Consider the following 18,782-nt stretch of genomic DNA (forward strand, 5'->3'; position numbering starts at 1 on the left):
GTGGCCGGAGCAAAACGACCACCCGGCATCAAGCGGGTGCGCGACCTGGTCGATGGCGTCTTGCTGCTGGATAAGCCTGTCGGCTGGTCCAGCAACGATGCCTTGATCAAGGTCAAGCGCGTGTTGAATGCGAAAAAAGCGGGCCATACGGGCACCCTGGATCCGTTCGCCACCGGCTTGTTGCCGCTGTGCTTTGGCGAGGCGACCAAGTTTTCGCAGGATTTGCTGGAAGCGGACAAAACCTATGAAACCGTGGTGCACCTGGGCCTGACCACCGATACGGGCGACACCGAAGGCGCCGTGCTGGAAACGCGCGACGTCAACGTGACGCAGGAGCAGATCGAGGCCGTGCTGGCGCAGTTCCGTGGCCCGATCCTGCAGACGCCGCCCATGTATTCGGCCTTGAAGCGCGATGGCAAGCCGCTGTATGAATATGCGCGCGCCGGCATCACCCTGGAGCGCGAAGCGCGTCCGGTGACCATCCACAAGCTCGAATTCATCCACTATGAAGCGCCGTTTTTGACCTTGTCGGTGATGTGCAGCAAGGGCACGTATATCCGCGTGCTCGGCGAAGACATCGGTGCAGCGCTCGGTTGCGGCGCCCATCTGAACGCCTTGCGCCGCACGCAGGTGGGCAGCCTGACACTGGCTGGCGTCGTCACGCTCGATGAGCTGACTGCCCACGCAGCGCCGTTCGGCTTGCTGGCGCCCGTCGATGCCTTGTTGTCGAGTTTCCCGGCGATCCAGCTGACGGAAGAATTGGCAAAACGCTTTTTGCATGGCCAGCGCATCGCCCTGGGCAAGGAAGAGGTTGTTGTACCAGCCGGGCCGGGCAGGGTGCGCGTGTATCACGACGCCAAACTGCTGGGCACAGGCCAGTTGCAGGAATACAGCATCCTGGCGCCGGAGCGGCTGATCGCCACGGCACAGCAGTAAATTGCGGCAAAGTAACAATAAAGTCATATTACTCAGCGACACTATTGAACCAGTGTCGCTTTTTTAAACCATCCGTCGCCGACCGTTGGAGCCGCCAGCATTTTTGAATAGCGTTGCAGCGCAACATGCTATACTACGCGGTTCCGGAAATAGATTAGCATTCGGGTATCTCGTACACCTACGTACGCACTCCGCAGTTTTTCAGTAACTACTACGACCATGTCAAATACAAAACGCGCAATTCGCAACATCGCAATCATCGCCCACGTTGACCACGGCAAAACCACCCTGGTTGACCAACTGCTGCGTCAGTCCGGCACCTTCCGTGAAAACCAGGCGGTAGACACACGTGTCATGGACTCGAACGACCTCGAAAAGGAGCGCGGCATTACGATTCTGTCGAAGAACTGCGCCGTTGAGTACGAAGGCACCCACATCAATATCGTCGATACCCCAGGCCACGCCGACTTCGGTGGCGAGGTAGAGCGCGTACTGTCGATGGTGGACTCGGTTCTGCTGCTGATCGATGCACAAGAAGGCCCGATGCCGCAAACCCGTTTCGTCACGCGCAAGGCGCTGGCACTGGGTCTGAAACCGATCGTTATCGTCAACAAGATTGACCGTCCGGGCGCGCGCGCTGACTGGGCCATCAACCAGACGTTCGAACTGTTCGACAAACTGGGCGCGACCGACGAGCAACTGGACTTCCCTATCATTTACGCTTCGGGCCTGAACGGCTACGCCGGCCTGACCGAAGACGTACGCGGCGGCGACATGAAGCCGATGTTTGACGCCATCCTGGAACACGTGCCAGTGCGCGACGACAATCCGGAAGGCCCGCTGCAAATGCAAATCACCTCGCTGGACTACTCGTCCTACGTGGGCAAGATCGGCATTGGCCGCGTTAACCGCGGTACCGTTAAAGTGGGCCAGGACGTGCTGGTCGTTAATGGTCCAGGCGCAACCCCAGTCAAAGGCCGTATCAACCAGGTGCTGAACTTCAAGGGCCTGGAGCGCGTGCTGGTCGACGAAGCAGTTGCTGGCGACATTTGCCTGATCAACGGTATCGACGAAATCGGCATCGGTTCGACCCTGTGCGCAATCGACACTCCGGAAGCGCTGCCGATGCTGACCGTCGACGAGCCTACCCTGACCATGAACTTCATGGTGAACAACTCGCCACTGGCTGGCCGCGAAGGCAAGTTTGTTACCTCGCGTCAACTGCGTGACCGTCTGGACAAAGAATTGAAAGCCAACGTTGCTCTGCGCGTTGCGCCAACCGACGACGACACCACGTTCGAAGTTTCGGGTCGCGGCGAGCTGCACCTGACGATTCTGATCGAAAACATGCGTCGCGAAGGCTTCGAGCTGGCTGTATCGCGTCCACGCGTGGTATTCAAAATGGTGGATGGCGTGCGCCAGGAGCCGTTTGAAAACCTGTCGGTTGACGTGGAAGAAGCCAACCAGGGCGGCGTGATGGAAGAACTGGGCCGTCGTCGTGGCGACCTGCAAAACATGGAATCGGATGGCAAGGGCCGTGTACGCCTTGAGTACCTGATCCCGGCACGTGGCCTGATCGGCTTCCAGGGCGAATTCATGACCCTGACCCGCGGTACCGGTTTGATGAGCCACGTATTCCACGAATACGCAGCCGTCGACAACACCCGTGGCGAAATGGCTGGCCGTCGTAACGGCGTGCTGATCTCGCAAGATGACGGCGCCGCTGTTGCCTACGCTATCTGGAAACTGCAAGACCGCGGCCGCATGTTCGTGTCGCACAACGATCCAGTGTACGAAGGCATGATCATCGGTATCCACTCGCGTGACAACGACCTGGTGGTGAACCCGATCAAGGGCAAGCAGCTGACCAACGTGCGTTCGTCGGGTACCGACGAAGCGGTGCGCCTGGTACCACCTATCCAGATGTCGCTGGAATACGCAGTCGAATTCATCGAAGACGACGAACTGGTGGAAATCACCCCGAAATCGATCCGCCTGCGCAAGCGTTTCCTGAAAGAGCACGAGCGTAAAAAAGCATCGCGCGAGTCCTGATCTGTTGTAGCGCATGGCTTGCGGGCCATGCACGCCGCAGCGTCATGTAAAAAGGCCACGGTTATCCGTGGCCTTTTGCATTTCCCGAGATTACCTGGTCGCCGGCGCTGGCTCCGGCCTTGCGCGGGCCGCCTCGCCGCCCGGCAGCCTGATCACATAATCGGTCTGGTAGGCATTGCCCGGCTGTTCAAAGTCGGTCGAGACGATCTGCGCGCCGCTGGCGAAGGCGGCGTTGGCGCGCCGCATATCGTTGGTCTTCGCTTCAAAGGTCTCGATGTCCGAGCGGGTGCGCACCAGATAACCCTGCTCCACGTATTGACGGATTTGCTTGCCACGCACCAGCGCATTGTCCATCAGCAAGAAGGCCGCATGGTCTTCGCCCGGTTCGGCGCGCAAAAAGGCGGCGCGGCCTTTCAACGACGGGTGGCCGGTCAGGTAGCCGGCAGCGCCGCTGGGGCCGTTCGCCGTCATCAGCAGGAACAGCACCTTGCCACGCGCACTGGCCAGCGTCGGCCAGTTGTCGGCGCGCACGGCGGCATTCAAAGTGGGGTAGTTGCCGCGCACATCATCGGGCGTGATGATGCGCTCGCGGCCCATCACCGACAGCAATTCCTTGTCCATGTCATCAAACAGCGCCGGCGTGAACGGCACGGTGTGCGTGGCGCCGGGCAGGATGGGCAGGTCCTGGTTCTTCGCCTCGATCAGGATGAACAGCGGCACGTGGCCGGCGTGGGCATCGGACCAGCCGCGTATCTGCTGCAGGCACAGGTGCAGGGTAGGGCAGTTGCTGCGGAAATCGATGTCCGGAATATGCAGCACCTTGAAGCCGGGCTGGTCCAGGCCGGCCGAATTGAACGGCAGCAAATCCGTGATGCCTTTGTCGCGCAGCATCTTGTAGCCGACCGGATTGGAATAGATACCACCCTTGGGATCGGGATTGATATCAATCTCCAGGCTGCGCACGCCCAGGTTCAGCTGGGTTTCCAGGCTGGGGTGGCTGTATTTCAGCAGTTCCGAGGCCGACATGCTGTTCGGATGCTCTTCCTGGAACAGGGCGCGTGCCGCTGGCGGCATCTTGTCGATGAAGCTGCTGAAGTCGGGGGCTTTTTCCTCAAACAGCTTTTCCATGTGCGGATCGAGTCCCTGGCCGTAGCTGTTATGGGTGCCGAGCACTTGCAACTGGTTGATTTTCAGGTCGGCCGGCAATTGTGGCGCGTCAACAGCATAGGCGGATGGGCAGAGCAGGCAGGCCAGGATAAGTGTGTGCAGTTTCATGATGTTTTGCTTGTCAGTGATTAGTAGTGGTAGTTGGCAAACAGACCCAGCGTGCGGACGGCGTTGGGCGAGGTGTAGTGCAGCAGGCCGAGCGTGCCGTATTGCTGGTAGCCGGTAGAGAAATAGCGGTTGAGCAAGTTGCGCGCATACAGGCCGAATTCGAGGGCGCTGTCATGCGGCGCAAACGTCAGGCGCGCATTGACCAGGCCGTAGCCGGGCACCTCCGAATACGATGGCTGGCCGACCACGGTCCACAGCTTGCTGCGAAACGCGTAGTCTGCATGCGCTTTCAGGGTCAGCTTGCCGCCGACCTCGGTCTGATAGTTGACGCCCAGGTTGCCGGCCCAGCGCGGGGCATTCGTCAGGGCCGTGTTGGTGTAGTCGGTCTTGCTGTCATACACGTAATCCGTAAACTTGGCGCTAGTGTAGGTCAGTGCGCTGTTGAAGGTCAGCGCGGGTGCGGCGCGCCAGGTAGCGCTCACTTCGGCGCCGCCGCTGCGCAGGCCGCCGGCGTTGCCGATCACCGCCTGCAGGGTCGGGCTGCCGGGGATGGTGGTGAGGATGGTGGTCTGGAAGTCCTTGAATTTTTCCAGGAACAGGTCGGCGTTCAGGCGCAGCGTGCGGTTCAGCAGTTCCGACTTGATGCCCAGCTCGTAGCTCTTGACTGTTTCTTCGTGGTAAGGATCGTATTTATTGCCGACAAAGGCGATCCCGGCCGGCTTGTAGCCGGTGGTGTAGTTGGCGTACACCATGGTGTCCTTGCTGAGCTGGTACTGCGGCGAAATGCGGTACGAGAAATTGTGGCCGGACACCGAGCCCTCGGGATACAGCGGCGGCGCGCTGGTGGCGACAAAAGTGTTGTTGACGCCGGTAATCGGCTCGCTGGGCGTGTTGATGTAGCGCAGCGACTGGCTGTTGCGGTCCTGCGTGTAGCGGCCACCCAGCGCCAGGCTCGCTTGTGGCGTGAAGTTCAATTTCAGCTGGCCGAACGCCGCTGCCGTGGTGTTGCGCGTGTTGAACAGGGACGTGTTGCCATCTTCACCGATGGCGCCCGTCAGCGCGTACAACTGCGTGCGCGGCACGCCGGTGGGCGAGACCAGCGGTGCGCCCAGGGTGGCCCATTGCAACTGGCTTTGCCGGGCGTCAAGCTGGTTCCAGAACAAGCCGCCCACATATTCGGCAAATTGCCCGGTGGCGGAAGCCAGGCGGAACTCCTGGCTGTATTTGCTGGTGCTCAGCGCACCCTTGTTGTAGGGCACGTAGGCAAAGATATTGCCCGGCACCAAGTCGGCCGGCGTGTCGTTGTCGTAGGTCGAGCCGCGATAGGCGGTGATCGAGGTCAATGTCGCGCCGTTGCCCAGCTGGTAGCGCAGGCGCAAGGAGCTGCCCCATTCCTCGCTGGTGGTCTGGCCGAACGAAGAATCGGCGCTGTCGGCATTGCGCGGCCCTGGGTGCACGCCGTTGGCGATTTCGGCGGCGGTGACGGCGTCCGGTGCACCAGAAACAGCTGTACGAATATTGCTGTCCCAGTGATGCTGGTAGTCATTGGACAGCGTGACTTCCAGGTCGCGGCTGGGATTGAACAGCGCGCGCGCCCGGTAGCCCCGTTCGCTGACGCTACCCAGTGTGCGGTTAAGCGTGGTGTATCTGCCGTAGCCGTCCTGGCCCTGGTTGAAGGCGGAGATGCGCAAGGCGCTGCTGTCGCCCAGCGGCAGGTTCAGCGTGGCGTTGTAATTATGATCGTTGGGCTGGCCGTAGCTGACACCGGTGTCGAGGCTGGTAGTGCCGATTTCCGGCTTGGCCGTGCTGACCGACATCACGCCCGAGGTGGCGTTCTTGCCGAACAGCGTGCCTTGCGGCCCCATCAGCACATCGACACGCGCAATATCGACCAGGCCGATCAGGCCGTTGGCGCGCTGGGCGTCCATCACCACATCATCGACCACCACGCTGACCGACTTGGCGTTGGAAAAATCGAAGCTTTCGCTGCCGACGCCGCGGATCTGGAAGGCCGCACCCTGGGTCGGGTCGTACTGCAGGCCGGGCACCAGGTATTGCAGGTCGGTCAGCGAGTGGTAGCCGGAATCTTCCAGCGCCTTGCCCGTGACCACGCTGACGGCAATCGGCACGTTTTGTACATTTTCGCTGCGCCGCTGCGCCGTCACGATGACGTCCGGCAGTGCGGTCGATGACTGGTCTTGCGCGGAGGCGGCGCCGCAACTGGCGGCGGCACAGGCGAGCACCAGGCTGCAGAAAGGGGGTGAGAGTGACATGCTTTCCTCGGGAATGAGTCCATGAAAGCGTTTACTGTATCAACCTAATATGACCGTAAAATTACACTTGTACGAAAATATTTTAGATAAAAATAGGGATGGCTTGGAAAAAGAAGACGAATGGTCGAATGAAATCAGGCGCGCTGCGCCCAGCCGATAACGCTGCCGAAGGCCTGATTGACAGCGTGTCGGGCGCTTTCACCGGGGGGCAGGGTATTGGCCAGGCCGATCAGGCCGATGGACATCACCTGCGCCGCCAGCCAGTCCATGCCGGAGGTCTCGGGCGCCAGCTGGGGCAACAGCTTGACCAGGTTGATGCCGCGCCGGCGCCGCATGTCGGCCGCGCACGGCGCCAGCCGGGTCAGGCGAGTGGCGGCGATGGCGACGGCAAAGGTGGCGCGGCTGACATCGAGTCCGTGCTGTTCGCCTTCGCTCAGGAGTTGATGGTTGCCGGTCAAGCCGGCCTTGTCCACCGCGATCAGCAGGTGCGAGATGATGTATTCCAGCCCGGCGATCACCAGGTCCTGCTGGGTAGGAAAGCGGTAGCTGAGCGTGGTATGCGGCACGCCCGCCTCGGCAGCGATCGCGCGGTGCGTCAGGCCGCCGACACCGCGCGCCGACAATTGGATGGCGCAGGCATGGGCGGCGCGCCCCGGCCAGCCGTCGCTGAGGTCGGCGCCCTGGATGACCGATGGTTCGCCCGGCTGATATTCCAGCGCATCGAACAGCAGCGAGAACAAGCCCGTATCGCCGCTCTCGTCCGGCCCTTTGACCAGTCCGGAAAACAGCCGGCGCAGGCACAGGCGGCGCAGCAGCCGGTACGGCGGTGCATGGTTCAACAGCACGCTGTAGGCCAGTTCGTCGATGAAATAACCGGCCAGCCAGCCGCTGTCGAGCAGGGCGGCAGGCAGCCCCGCGCGCGTGCCGAACTCGTGCCAGAACTGTCGGCGCGCCTGCAGCCATGGCGCAAACGCCGCCTGCACTGTCTGGTCCCAGGTCGAGGCCTGCACCAGTTCGACAAACAGCTGCGACAGCGGACGCTGGCGCACTGCCAGTTCTTCCAGGATGATTTCCGCCAGGTCGGCGGCAACGGCGGGCGCCAGCACGTCCAGCGTGACGAGGTCGCGGCGCCAGGCGGTGAATAGCCGCTGCTCTTCAGCCAGTGCCGCGTGGCAGATGGCCGCCAGCACATCGGCGCGCGCGCCATAGTGATTGCTCAGCACCGTGACCGAGATGGCCAGGCTTTCGGCCAGCGGCCGCAAGGTCAGGCCAGCCAGGCCTTCCGCGGCGGCGATGCGGCAGGCGGCCGCCAGCAATGCTTCCCCGGTGGGAGGCTGGCCGCGTTTGCGTGCGGCAGGCAGTTCTGCCAGGTGATCCATTGGGGGCATGGTCAATCTTTTCCTGTTTCTTTTCTGATAGGCGTGCCATCGCTGGCCGTGTTGGCGATCAGGCCGGCCAGCGTCATTTTTGATATGATACGCACCTGCTGGTGTTTTATAGCCAGAATGTTCTACCCGGCCGTAGCCGCCCACCCGACGGCCTGCCCTTCGTGACGAAGGGGAACGCCCTTGCGCCATAGCCTGCTATCTTATTCGTTATCACCTTCATTGCTGAAGCCCTCTCGTCGCCATCCCGTTGCGCCATGAGGTGCCCCAAGTGAAGATTCATTCTATACAGCGATAAACCAATGCAACAAAACCTTCAGTCCCCGGTAGGGGAAGTCAAGAAATCCATGGTTGACTCTGGTCGCCGGATTAGCGTCGCCCCGATGATGGACTGGACCGACCGCCATTGCCGCAAGTTCCATCGCGAAATCACGCGCCACACCTGGCTGTACACGGAAATGGTCACCACCGGTGCGCTGGTCTACGGCGACGTGGAGCGCCATCTGCGCTTCAACGAGGAAGAGCATCCGGTGGCGCTGCAGCTGGGCGGCAGCGATCCGGCGGACCTGGCCATCAGCGCCAAGCTGGGCCAGCAATGGGGCTATGATGAAATCAACCTGAACTGCGGCTGCCCGTCCGAGCGCGTGCAAAAGGGCGCGTTTGGCGCCTGCCTGATGGCCGAGCCACAACTGGTGGCCGATTGCGTGAAAGCCATGCGCGACGTGGTGACGATCGACGTGACGGTAAAGCACCGCATCGGCATCGATGACAGCGAGTCCTACGACTTCGTGCGCGATTTCGTCGGCACCGTGGCCGACGCCGGCTGCGCCACGTTTATCGTGCATGCGCGCAATGCCATCCTGAAAGGCCTGAGCCCGAAGGAAAACCGCGAAGTGCCGCCGCTGAAATACGATTACGCCTATCGCTTGAAGCGCGACTTTCCGCAATTCGAATTCATCATCAATGGCGGCATCAAGACCGTGGATGAAATCGACCTGCACTTGCAGCATCTCGATGGGGTGATGCTGGGCCGCGAGGCTTATCACAATCCCTACGTGATGGCGCAGTTCGACCAGCGTTATTACGGCGATACGGCCGAAGTGAAAACCCGCGAGCAGGTGCTGGCAGCGATGATCCATTATATTAGTGCGCAGCTGGCAAAAGAGGGTGGCCGTTTGAAATTGAACAGCATCACGCGCCACATGCTGGGCCTGATGCAAAACCTGCCTGGCGCGCGCAGCTTCCGCCAGACCCTGTCCGATTCGAAGAAGCTCGCTGCCGGTGATCCGCGCCTGCTGCTGGAAGCGGCGGCGCGCCTGCCTGCGCATGCCTGAGAGCGTGATCCGGTGTTGATGTAATTCGTTGATGTACTCCATGCGGCCGGACCTTCAGTTCCGGCCCATCGGCCTTTGCGCCGCATTTTCCGCCACTTCCAGGCGCTGCCATTTATTGTGTAAATGGCATAAATAATTTTCTTATATGTTGTAAATGCGCATTTTCAGCGCACGCTTGCACGCCCGTGGGGCGTTTCTGCTTGGCAAGAAACGGAGATGTTGTCATTTCCCCGAAGAAAGTTAATCTGCAAATTATTCAGGCAGTTATTGCTTGCTTTGAGGCAAAATTTACACCTATAATTGATTATAGACAAATATTTCTCAGATGAATTTTTGATGTTGCTACGGCTATTAAGCGTGTCGAATATTTAATATGCGGAACAAATTTGCATTCGCAGTCACTGCTTGTTCAGAGGGTTGGGAAGACCAGGAAACACCTCGGGCTGCGTGCGGCCGGATACCGCGAGCGGCCAGTCAGGCCGCTGGCCGATACCGGTGACACGCAGCCTTCGTCTTGTCGTGCCGGGCAAAATTCTTATCAATAGTTTCATTTACGAAGAGCCGAAATGAATTTAGCAAAAATGAAGGTTGGTACACGTCTGGGCCTGGGATTCGCCCTGGTGCTGGTGTTGTTGGTCGCCGTTACGGTGGTTGGCATCGCGCGCATGGCACAGATCCAGGAACGTCTCGATCACGTGATCGACGTCAACAACGTCGTGACCCGCCTGGTCATCGACATGCGTGCCAACGTCAGTGACCGCATCACTTCCTTGCGTATCCTGACCCTGATGACGGATGCAGGGGATATGGAGCCGGAAATGGCGCGTATCAAGACGCAGACCGCGACGTACCAGGAAGCCCAGAAAAAGCTGGAGGCGCAATTCGCCCTCGAGGCGACGACCGAGGAAAAAACCTTGCTGGCGTCGATCAAGGAATATGAAGCAGCGGCCATGCCTGCCATCGGCAAGGCGTCGGCACTGTGGCTGGCCAATGATGCAGAAGGCGCCACGCGCGTGATGATCAAGGAAATCCGCCCGGTGCAAAAGAAATGGATAGAAGCGCTGGAGCAACTGGCGAGCCTGGAAGACAAGCTCAATGCGCAAATGCAGCAAGATGCCCGCACGGCGTTCGACAGCGCCCGTTTGTTCATGATCATCCTCGGCGCGCTGGCAGTCGGGATGGGCGTGGCGGCGGCACTGGTGATTACCCGCGGCTTGCTCAAGCAGCTCGGTGGCGAACCGGATTACACGGCATCGATCGCCGGCAGCATCGCCAATGGCGACTTGTCGATCGGCATCCATACCCAGCCGTCGGACAATTCCAGCCTGCTGGCGGAAATGAAGGAAATGCGTAACAGCCTGGTCAATATCGTGGGCCAGGTACGTGTCGGCACGGAAACCATCGGGACGGCCTCGCGTGAAATCGCCGCGGGCAACCTGGACCTGTCGTCGCGTACGGAAATGCAGGCGAGCGCGCTGGAAAAAACTGCCTCGGCGATGGAAGAGCTGACCTCGACCGTGAAACAGAATGCAGACAATGCGCGTGAAGCCAACAAGCTGGCCGCCACCGCATCGGATGTGGCGCTGAAGGGCGGCTCGGTGGTCTCGCAAGTGGTCGACACCATGAGCTCGATCAACGAATCGGCCAAGAAGATTGTCGACATCATCGGCGTGATCGATGGCATCGCGTTCCAGACCAACATCCTGGCCTTGAACGCCGCGGTGGAAGCAGCGCGTGCCGGTGAGCAAGGCCGCGGCTTTGCGGTGGTTGCTTCCGAAGTGCGTAACCTGGCCCAGCGTTCGGCTGGCGCCGCGAAAGAAATCAAGACCCTGATCGATGACTCGGCCGAGAAGACCGAGCGCGGCACGCGCCTGGTTGGCCAGGCTGGCGTGACGATGGGGGAGGTGGTCGACAGCGTGCGCCGCGTTACCGACATCATGAGCGAGATCGCCAGTGCGAGCCAGGAGCAAAGCGCCGGCATCGCGCAAGTCAATCTGTCCATCATCGAGATGGATGGCATGACACAGCAAAATGCATCGCTGGTGGAAGAAGCGGCTGCCGCAGCGCAAAGCCTGCAGGACCAGGCCGCTGAACTGGCCCACGTGGTCAGCATCTTCAAGCTGGTGGAAGGCGAAGAAAAACCGGCCGCCTACGTGCCGGTGCAAGCCGAGCCGAAAGCAGCGCCCGTGATCGCGCGCAAGCCGGCAGCAGCCTTGCGTCCAGTCAAGTCGCTGGCACGCAAGACGGAAGAGGCTGCGCCAGCGGCGCCTGCACCGGCGCCGAAGCGCGCGGCTGCCAGCACCAGTAATGACGAGTGGGAAGAGTTTTAAGCTCAACGAATCATGCAGGTACTGAATCAGCGTTATCTCGCAGTATTGCTCGCGCTGCTGTCAGGCGGTGCGAGCACCGCGGTCTTGGCAGCCGATGTTGCGCCCGCCTTTGATGTCGAGTTGTGCAGGCCGGCTTATCCGGAAAGTTCCAAAGCCCGCAATGAGCAGGGCGAGCTGGTCTTGTCTGTACTGGTGTCCGTGCAGGGCGTGGCGGCCGATGTGAAGATTGCCAAAAGCACCGGACATCGCGACCTGGACAGGGCAGGTGTGATGGCTGCCGCTCGCTGCAAGTTTGTGCCTGGTAGCGTCGATGGCAAGGTCGTGGAAGGCTGGACTGAGGTTCGTTATTCTTGGAAATTGTAATTGAAACATCTGATAATTATGGGGAAGCAAATGTTTAAAAAAATGCGTTCGATGAGTGTGGCAGCAGCACTGCTGGTTTCGGTTTCTTCCGCTGCATTTGCAGCCGAGGTGCCAGCAACGTTCGATTCTAAAAACTGCAAGGCTGATTATCCAAAAGCCTCGCTGATGAACGAGGAGCAGGGCACGGTCACGATGTCGTTCCTGGTCAATGCCGATGGCAGTGTTGCTGACTCGAAAATCGAGAAAAGCAGCGGTTTCAAGAACCTGGACAAGGCCGCCATCAAGGCGCTGTCCGCGTGCAAGTTCAAGCCGGGCACCAAGGATGGCGCAGCAGCGCAAACCTGGACCAAGGTCGATTACGCCTGGAAACTCGACTAAGCATTTGGCAGTATCTGCTGCGCATGTCTTAAGGCAACAGTAATTTGTGCTACCCATTGCGGGCAGCGTCTGGCAGCAGACGCTGCCCGTTTTTTATGTACGTCACTTATGTGCGCGAGGGCACGGCGCCGTGGCGTGCTTCTGTTACCCTAGCCCCATACCCCCACGAGAAGAGGTTTATCATGCATTGCACCCTGAAACTTTCCATCGTTGCCGGCATTGCCGTGGCCTTGTTCGGTTGTGCCAGCCTGGGCACGCCGGTTGGCCTGCAGGCGGGGCAGACGGTTGCCGTCGTCAATAGCCTCAGCTGGGACAATCCGTTGACGGGCAAGCGCGATGGCGTGCGTACCAGCTGGCCCTTGAAGGATGGCAAAGTGGCTGCTGAATATTTTCCACTGGCGCAATTGAAACAATGTGATGCTGATAACAAGGCTTGTGCCTGGGGCGTGATGCGCGCGTGGCGGAACGCCCCCACGTTCAGCTATGTGCAAGGTGGCGTCGATCTATCGCTGGCACTGGAGATGGACGTGGCGCGGCGCCAGCAGGCGCGCCAGGGTGAGGTACAGACTGCGATGACGATCCCGCAAGATGTGGCGGCGCTGGCTGGCAAAAGCCAGGTGCGTCCTTCGTTGCATTTGCAATATGGAAAAGTGGAGCAGGTCGACCTCGATTACGGCGTGCGCTACCAGGTTTGCGTGCAGCGCTATGATGCCGCCGGGAAAGTTATCGATCGTTGTGAGATTCCCTATATCTGATGCTGTCTTGGCATGGGGAATCATTGGAAAAATGCGCGCTGGAACTGGTTTGTGGCGGCGCCGCCACGTTTCATGTTGCACTCTGCGTAGGGGTGTAACAATAGGTAAATGCACAGCAAAGGCGCGCGTTATTTCTTATAGTACTTAATTAGAGATAGGAGAATTTCGATGAAAACCTTGTTGGCAGTAATTTCGCTGGCCGCCCTGGGTGGCTGTGCCGTAGCGCCCCCTGGGCCTGCCTATTACGGCACGCGTGCCCCGCAAGCGGCATACAATCCGTATGAATGGCATACCGTGTCGTCGACCCCGGTAGTACAGAACAGTACTGTGGTCAGTACGCCTAGCGTGCAATATACGGATCAACCCGTGTACGTGCAGCAACAGCCTGTGTATGTCGAGCAGCCTGTATATGTGCCGGCACCCGTGTATGCGCAGCCTTACTACTATAACCCGCCTGTTTCGGTCGACCTGGTGTTCGGCTTCGGTGGCGGCTACCGTGGCGGCTGGGGTGGCTACCGCGGCGGCTGGGGCGGTTATCGTGGTGGTTGGGGACGCGGCCGCTGGCGCTGATCAGGCCGCATAAAACCTGCTGCTCCGGTTTGCCGAGCTTGTAAATCAGAAAGGCAGGCGTCCGTCTCAATGAAAGTAGACCGACGCCTGATGCAGCACGTCCGCCGAGCACAACAGATATATCGCCAAGCCTGCCACTCCGATTTGCAAGGCGCCAAAGCTGATGGGGATGAGGCGGGACATGTCGTACTCCTGGTGGCTAGCGGTTTGTCTGGTGACGATGTTTGCATCTTAAAATGATCTGATGCCTACAGGAATCAGATGAATGTCCGCCACCATGTAGGACAACTACCCGTCGCCGATGCGTCCAGCCGCTGTTAACGGCCTTTCCAGCGCACCACCGTATCTTCCGGCGCCGTGTCGAGCAGGTCCGAGATGGTCAGCCAGTGCGTGAGGCGTTCGGGCTGCTTGATATTGATGCCCATGCCATCGATGATACCGACCTGTTCCAGCAAACGCGCATCCAGTTTTGCCTTGGACACCGTGGGCGCGCCCATGACCATGCGGTCATATGCCTTGCGCGCCTTGTTTTCCCATTTATGCAGGCTGCTGTCGTCGAAGCGGTTGCCTTCGAAATACACGGTCAGGGTGCCATCCAGATTGCCGAAGCCGACGATGCCGGCGCCCTTGCGGATGGTGGTCGTGTTGCCGAGATCAAAGTCGGCCGTCGGCACAAAAATGCCGGCCCGGCCATCGACGTCAGGACGACCCACGGGCGTTTCCTTGCCGTAGGAGCTCGTTTCGGTAATGGTTTTCTCTACAGACATAGTGCGTACTGGGCGCCCGGGACCGTAGCGGACACGCTGCCGGCGGCGCCACCTCTCCTGTTCAATAAGTGCGTGTTGTTGGCAAGGCTGGAAACAGCTTGGGCCTGGCGATATTGATGATTGCTTGATCTGGATGATTGCGTGATCTGCGCTGCCTATTGTAGTCCCAATTTAGTTCTCCTGCGCAACATTTTGGCATCACGGCAGTGCCATCTCCAGATAAAAAAAGCCGCCCGGCATCGCGTGCGGGGCGGCTGGCCTGAGGCAGGCTACGGCAAGTTTACGCCTGGCGTGTGCGGCGCGCCACGAAACCCATCAAGCCCAGGCCCAGCAGCAACATGGCATAGGTTTGCGGCTCGGGCACGGCGGACACCAGCGAGACCTGGTCCAGGTAGGAGCCGTAAGTGGGGGCCGAGACGGGGCCGACCGATTCGAAGCGCAGCACGGTCGAGGAACCGAGGGCGCTGAGGCTCTGGCTATACGTCTGCCACACGCCAATAGTGGTGCAGGTTTTTATGCCGTGCCGGGCGGTCCGGCGGCTATCGATCTGATCGCCGTGCCGTCAGTCCACCGCTTAGAATGCCAGGCGCCCTTGCAGATACACCATGCGCGGTGCGCCGACCATCTTGCCCAGGTTGCTGTCGGAAGTGCGCGTGAAGTAGCGCTTGTCCGTCAGGTTATTGGCGCCCGCTACCAGTTCCAGCCCTTTTTGCCCTGGCACTTTCCATTTCACCTGGGTATTCCAGGTACGGTAGCCGGGGATGATGCCGAGGTTCCCCGCTGCATTTTCCTGCACGGTATTGGCTTCATCGGCAAACTGGCGGCTTTGGTGCGTGGTCGACAAGTCAAAGCCCCAGGCGCCCTGCTGGTAATGGGCGCCCAGCGTATCGGTGTTGCGCGAATAGAAGGACACGTCGTTGCCGGCATTCACGCCATCCTGCAAGGTCGCCTTGGTGTAGGTGTAGGTGGCGTAGGTGCTCCAGCCAGCCAGCGGGCCTTGCTCGTCGAAGTGGTAATCGACCGCTGTTTCCAGGCCACGGTGATGGGTGGCGCCGATATTGAAGAAGATGGTATTGATGCCGCTGCCAACCGACTGGATCTGGTTGTCGAACTTGATATTGAACAAGGTGGCTTCGGCCGACAGTTGTGCGCTCTTCCAGCGCGCGCCCAGTTCCGCCGTTTTCGCCAGTTCCGGTTGCAGCGGGTTATTTGCCGACTGCGAGTTGAGCTGGGTGTTTTGCACGGCGCCAAACGAGCTGTTGTAGTCGGTGAACAGGGTCACGTTACTGTTCAGCAAGTAGGCCACATTGATCGATGGCAAGGCCTTGTTGTTGAGCAGGGCGATTTCCTGGTCGGTCGGTATGTGGTTGACGCGCACTGTCTTGATATGTTCGTAGCGCACGCCCGGCGTGATGCGCCAGGAATCGATGGCGATCTTGTCGTCGATATACAGCGATTGCGCATCGGTGGAGTTATTCGCGAAGGCCGTCGGCGCCAGTTGCGCGTTGGTGGCGAGCACCGTGTTGTAGACGGTCTCGTCAGCACGCTCGCGCAGGTAGCGGTAGCCGACGGTCACGTCTTGCGACACCTTGCCGGTGCTGAAGCGCTGCGTGTAGCGCGGCTCGATGGCGATGGTCTCATAGTTGCGCGGCTGGTGGCCCAGGTTCAGGCCATTGATCAGGGTGCTTTGGCGCGAGCTGGTGTTGTAATAGCTGCGGATTTCAAATTCCTGGGTGGCGGAAATGGAATTGAGATAGCCGATATCGAACGCCGTGCGGTCGCCGCTCCAGAAGTCGGTCGGTCGCGTGTTCTGGAACGGGTTGGCCTTGTATTGCGCCACCGTCAGGCCGCCTGGCGTGCGCGAATTGACGTCATAGTAAGACAGCTTGCCGTAGATTTCAGAAGTCGGGCTCAGGTCATAGTGGTATTTGATCGCGAAATCGTTGACCTTTTCATCGCTGCCCACGCGCCAGTCGCTGCCGCGCACACCCGAATACAATATGGCCAGGCCCAGGCCATTGTCGAGCTGGCCGCCGGCAAACACGCTGTACTGCTGGTTTTGTCCCGTTTCGCTATAGCTGTTGTAGCGCACGCTGGCGTCGCCCGTGATGCCGGGTGTATTGGGAATCGCGCGCGTCTTGAAGTTGATGATGCCGCCCACGTTTTGCGGGCCGAAGCGCACGGCGCCGCCGCCGCGCACCACGTCGACCGTGTCGATATTGGCCAGGCTGACGGGGGCGAACGACAGTTGCGGCTGGCCATAGGGCGCCACCGCCATCGGTATGCCGTCGAGCAATACCGTGCTGCGCGGTGAATAGCGTCCGGCCAGGCCGCGCACGCCGATGTTGAGCGACACGGCGCTGCCGGAACTGCCCGAGTTATCGCTGATCTGCACGCCGGGAATGCGGCGCATCACGTCGCTGACGCTGGTGGCGCCCGAATTCTGGATGGCATCCTTTTGTACCACCGTGCGTGCGCCGGCAAAGTTCTTGGTGCTGGCCGACATGGTGGTGCCCAGCAAATTGCTGCTGACCTGGATCGCTTCGAGCACCGGGCCGGCATTGTCGGCGCTGCTGCCTGGGGCGGCGGTATTGTCGGCAGCTGCGGCCGCAGCAGTGGTATCGGTGCTGATGTTGTTGGCGTCCTCTGCCTGGGCCGCATACGGCATGGCCAGGCAGGCGAGGGCGATGGCCAGCGCGGCAGGGCGCAGTGTCAGGGGAGTGGTATAAGGTGCGGCGGCCATGCATGTGCTCCAGTGAGTCCGGTGGGAATGGTTGCGCAGACGGTAAGACGGCGCGACATGACGTGGCGTAGGCATCCGGCAGCAAAGGATGAGAATGATAATGATTCCCATTTTTATCGTCAATGACGCAGACTACGTAGATTTGCAGGCAAGTCAGTCTCCATGCGGGTTTTAGATGCCATCCAGACACTTTGCTGGGGTGCGGCAGCATCTGCGGTCCATCTTGTATACTGCCGTTTTTGCAGCTGTTGGACGTGAAGGTGCTATGAGCTATCTAATGGAAAACAAGGCGGAAACCACGCCACCGGAGCGCCGCCATACGGGCGCCGCCTTATCGGAAGGCAAGCGTCAGTTGCACCTGCTGGTGGTGGACGACAATCAGGAAGTGGGCGAAACCCTGGCCCTGTTGCTGGAAACCTTCGGCCACCAGGTGGTGGTGGTGCGCAACTGGCAGATGGCCGCCGAGCAAGTCAAGCTGCGCGTGCCCGACGCCGTCTACCTCGACATCGAAATGCCCGGGATCAGCGGCATCGAAATCGGCCGCCGCCTGCGCAACAATCCCGACACCGCCAGCGCCGTGCTGATCGCCGTCACCGGCCACAGCCTGCCCATGTATATGGACGACGCACTGACGGTGGGCTTCCGCCACTTCCTCGTCAAACCGGTGCGCATGGAAGACCTGGCGACGACAGTGGAGTCGGTGCTGGCGGGGTGATCAGCCTGTCGCCAGTGTTTGCGCGAGCGGGTCTATCGCCAATGGGATAGAATTCAGACTGTATTCTGTCCACATCATTAGCAAGGAGCCATCATGTCCCTGGCGGAGCAGATCAGACCCATTACCTACCTGAAGTCCAGCGCGGCGGAAATCGTCAAGGAATTCGCTGTCAACCCCGAACCCATCATCATCACCCAAAACGGCGAAGCCAAGATGGTGGTCATGGACATCACCGAGTATGAAAAGCAACAAGAAACAATGGCCTTGCTGAAGTTGCTGGCATTAGGGAAGAAAGAGTTCAAGGAAGGAAAGTTCAGCGATGCTGAAGCATTTCTTGACGAGATGGACGACTGATAGTGACTAGAAGAATCGTTATTCTTGACAGCGCCAAGGAAGAGTTCAGGGATATCAAGGCGTATGTCAAAAGGCAGTTCGGTGACACTGTCTGGAGCACGGTCAATGCCGAATATAAGCATTCTTTCCAGCTCATCAAAGCCAATCCGAAAATTGGCCATGTGATTGACGGCTTGAGTGAGTTCGGCACCAGCAACATTCGATACACCTTGGTCAGGCAGACGAGGGGCGTTTATGAATTCGACGATAGTGTGGTGCTGATACACATGTTTATCAGTACTAAGAGGGACTTCAGGACGCATCTGTTTAAAAGACTGCTTCAGCAATAAGTTAAGCCGTCTTTGTAGTGCCCGCTCATCGCTGTCAGAAATGAAAAAAGGGTTACAAGCCTAAGCATGTAACCCTTTAATTTACTGCGCATTCTGTGGGGTGGCTGATGGGGCTCGAACCCACGACAACAGGAATCACAATCCTGGACTCTACCAACTGAGCTACAGCCACCACTGTCTTACAAATCTGCTTCACTACTTCAGCTATTTAGCTGTTTTGCTG

Annotated in this window: 17 protein-coding genes and 1 tRNA gene; 11 read left to right on the forward strand and 7 right to left on the reverse strand. The window is 59.5% G+C overall.

All coding sequences use genetic code 11. The features are described from left to right. Together truB and typA are read left to right on the forward strand one after the other, a co-directional pair. The gene (truB, locus tag ACL9RI_RS15215; protein WP_422727359.1) at positions 1-936 is read left to right on the forward strand and encodes a tRNA pseudouridine(55) synthase TruB; all 936 of its coding nucleotides are present in this window, start codon (positions 1-3) and stop codon (positions 934-936) included. A 219-nt stretch (positions 937-1,155) separates the two neighbouring features. Next, positions 1,156-2,988: a translational GTPase TypA gene (typA, locus tag ACL9RI_RS15220; protein WP_422727360.1), complete on the forward strand. Its 1,833-nt coding sequence runs from the start codon at positions 1,156-1,158 to the stop codon at positions 2,986-2,988. Positions 2,989-3,078: 90 nt separating this feature from the next. On the opposite strand, the gene ACL9RI_RS15225 is transcribed toward typA, so the two are convergent. The 3 genes from ACL9RI_RS15225 to ACL9RI_RS15235 all read right to left on the reverse strand — a co-directional run bounded on the left by ACL9RI_RS15225 (position 3,079) and on the right by ACL9RI_RS15235 (position 7,924). Next, positions 3,079-4,263, reverse strand: a complete 1,185-nt coding sequence (locus ACL9RI_RS15225) for a phosphatidylinositol-specific phospholipase C1-like protein (protein ID WP_422727361.1) — start codon at positions 4,261-4,263, stop codon at positions 3,079-3,081. A gap of 20 nt (positions 4,264-4,283) precedes the next feature. Beyond that, positions 4,284-6,536 (reverse strand): TonB-dependent receptor, encoded by a 2,253-nt coding sequence (locus ACL9RI_RS15230; RefSeq protein ID WP_422727362.1) that lies wholly within the window; start codon positions 6,534-6,536, stop codon positions 4,284-4,286. A gap of 134 nt (positions 6,537-6,670) precedes the next feature. Continuing rightward, positions 6,671-7,924 carry a TetR family transcriptional regulator gene (locus ACL9RI_RS15235; RefSeq protein ID WP_422727363.1) on the reverse strand — a complete coding sequence of 418 codons (1,254 nt, stop codon included), beginning with the start codon at positions 7,922-7,924 and terminating at the stop codon, positions 6,671-6,673. A gap of 344 nt (positions 7,925-8,268) precedes the next feature. On the opposite strand from ACL9RI_RS15235, the gene dusA reads away from it, so the two are divergent. The 6 genes from dusA (at position 8,269) to ACL9RI_RS15265 (ending at position 13,651) form a co-directional block, all read left to right on the forward strand. Continuing rightward, positions 8,269-9,255 carry a tRNA dihydrouridine(20/20a) synthase DusA gene (dusA, locus tag ACL9RI_RS15240; RefSeq protein WP_422727364.1) on the forward strand — a complete coding sequence of 329 codons (987 nt, stop codon included), beginning with the start codon at positions 8,269-8,271 and terminating at the stop codon, positions 9,253-9,255. A 566-nt stretch (positions 9,256-9,821) separates the two neighbouring features. Next, the gene (locus ACL9RI_RS15245) at positions 9,822-11,585 is read left to right on the forward strand and encodes a methyl-accepting chemotaxis protein (protein ID WP_422727365.1); all 1,764 of its coding nucleotides are present in this window, start codon (positions 9,822-9,824) and stop codon (positions 11,583-11,585) included. Positions 11,586-11,597: 12 nt separating this feature from the next. Then, positions 11,598-11,948, forward strand: a complete 351-nt coding sequence (locus tag ACL9RI_RS15250; protein ID WP_422727366.1) for an energy transducer TonB — start codon at positions 11,598-11,600, stop codon at positions 11,946-11,948. Positions 11,949-11,978: 30 nt separating this feature from the next. After that, complete coding sequence (locus ACL9RI_RS15255) at positions 11,979-12,326, forward strand: energy transducer TonB (protein WP_422727367.1); 348 nt, start codon at positions 11,979-11,981, stop codon at positions 12,324-12,326. A 182-nt stretch (positions 12,327-12,508) separates the two neighbouring features. Further along, the gene (locus tag ACL9RI_RS15260; protein ID WP_422727368.1) at positions 12,509-13,081 is read left to right on the forward strand and encodes a hypothetical protein; all 573 of its coding nucleotides are present in this window, start codon (positions 12,509-12,511) and stop codon (positions 13,079-13,081) included. A gap of 168 nt (positions 13,082-13,249) precedes the next feature. Next, a complete protein-coding gene (locus tag ACL9RI_RS15265; RefSeq protein WP_422727369.1) occupies positions 13,250-13,651 on the forward strand; it encodes a hypothetical protein in 402 nt (133 codons plus the stop codon). Between the two features lie 317 nt (positions 13,652-13,968). Here the strand turns inward: ACL9RI_RS15265 and ACL9RI_RS15270 are convergent, their stop codons facing one another. From ACL9RI_RS15270 to ACL9RI_RS15280, 3 genes are all read right to left on the reverse strand, one after another. After that, positions 13,969-14,418, reverse strand: coding sequence for a hypothetical protein (locus tag ACL9RI_RS15270; RefSeq protein WP_422727370.1), 450 nt, complete (start codon positions 14,416-14,418; stop codon positions 13,969-13,971). 280 nt (positions 14,419-14,698) lie between these two features. Further along, positions 14,699-14,911 carry an FxDxF family PEP-CTERM protein gene (locus tag ACL9RI_RS15275; RefSeq protein ID WP_422727371.1) on the reverse strand — a complete coding sequence of 71 codons (213 nt, stop codon included), beginning with the start codon at positions 14,909-14,911 and terminating at the stop codon, positions 14,699-14,701. A gap of 81 nt (positions 14,912-14,992) precedes the next feature. Continuing rightward, a complete protein-coding gene (locus ACL9RI_RS15280) occupies positions 14,993-17,161 on the reverse strand; it encodes a TonB-dependent receptor family protein (RefSeq protein ID WP_422727372.1) in 2,169 nt (722 codons plus the stop codon). A gap of 265 nt (positions 17,162-17,426) precedes the next feature. On the opposite strand from ACL9RI_RS15280, the gene ACL9RI_RS15285 reads away from it, so the two are divergent. The 3 genes from ACL9RI_RS15285 to ACL9RI_RS15295 all read left to right on the forward strand — a co-directional run bounded on the left by ACL9RI_RS15285 (position 17,427) and on the right by ACL9RI_RS15295 (position 18,559). Further along, the gene (locus ACL9RI_RS15285) at positions 17,427-17,876 is read left to right on the forward strand and encodes a response regulator (protein ID WP_422727373.1); all 450 of its coding nucleotides are present in this window, start codon (positions 17,427-17,429) and stop codon (positions 17,874-17,876) included. A 93-nt stretch (positions 17,877-17,969) separates the two neighbouring features. Further along, on the forward strand, positions 17,970-18,230 hold the full coding sequence (locus ACL9RI_RS15290; protein ID WP_422727374.1) for a type II toxin-antitoxin system Phd/YefM family antitoxin: 261 nt from the start codon (positions 17,970-17,972) through the stop codon (positions 18,228-18,230). Positions 18,231-18,232: 2 nt separating this feature from the next. Further along, entirely contained in the window at positions 18,233-18,559 is a 327-nt protein-coding gene (locus tag ACL9RI_RS15295) for a type II toxin-antitoxin system RelE/ParE family toxin (protein WP_422727375.1), read from the forward strand. Between the two features lie 96 nt (positions 18,560-18,655). Here ACL9RI_RS15295 and ACL9RI_RS15300 read toward each other — a convergent pair. Continuing rightward, positions 18,656-18,731 (reverse strand) — tRNA-His (locus ACL9RI_RS15300). Positions 18,732-18,782: the final 51 nt, after the last annotated feature.

This window comes from Janthinobacterium sp. Mn2066 (genome assembly GCF_049319705.1).
In the GTDB taxonomy this organism is placed as follows: domain Bacteria; phylum Pseudomonadota; class Gammaproteobacteria; order Burkholderiales; family Burkholderiaceae_D; genus Janthinobacterium.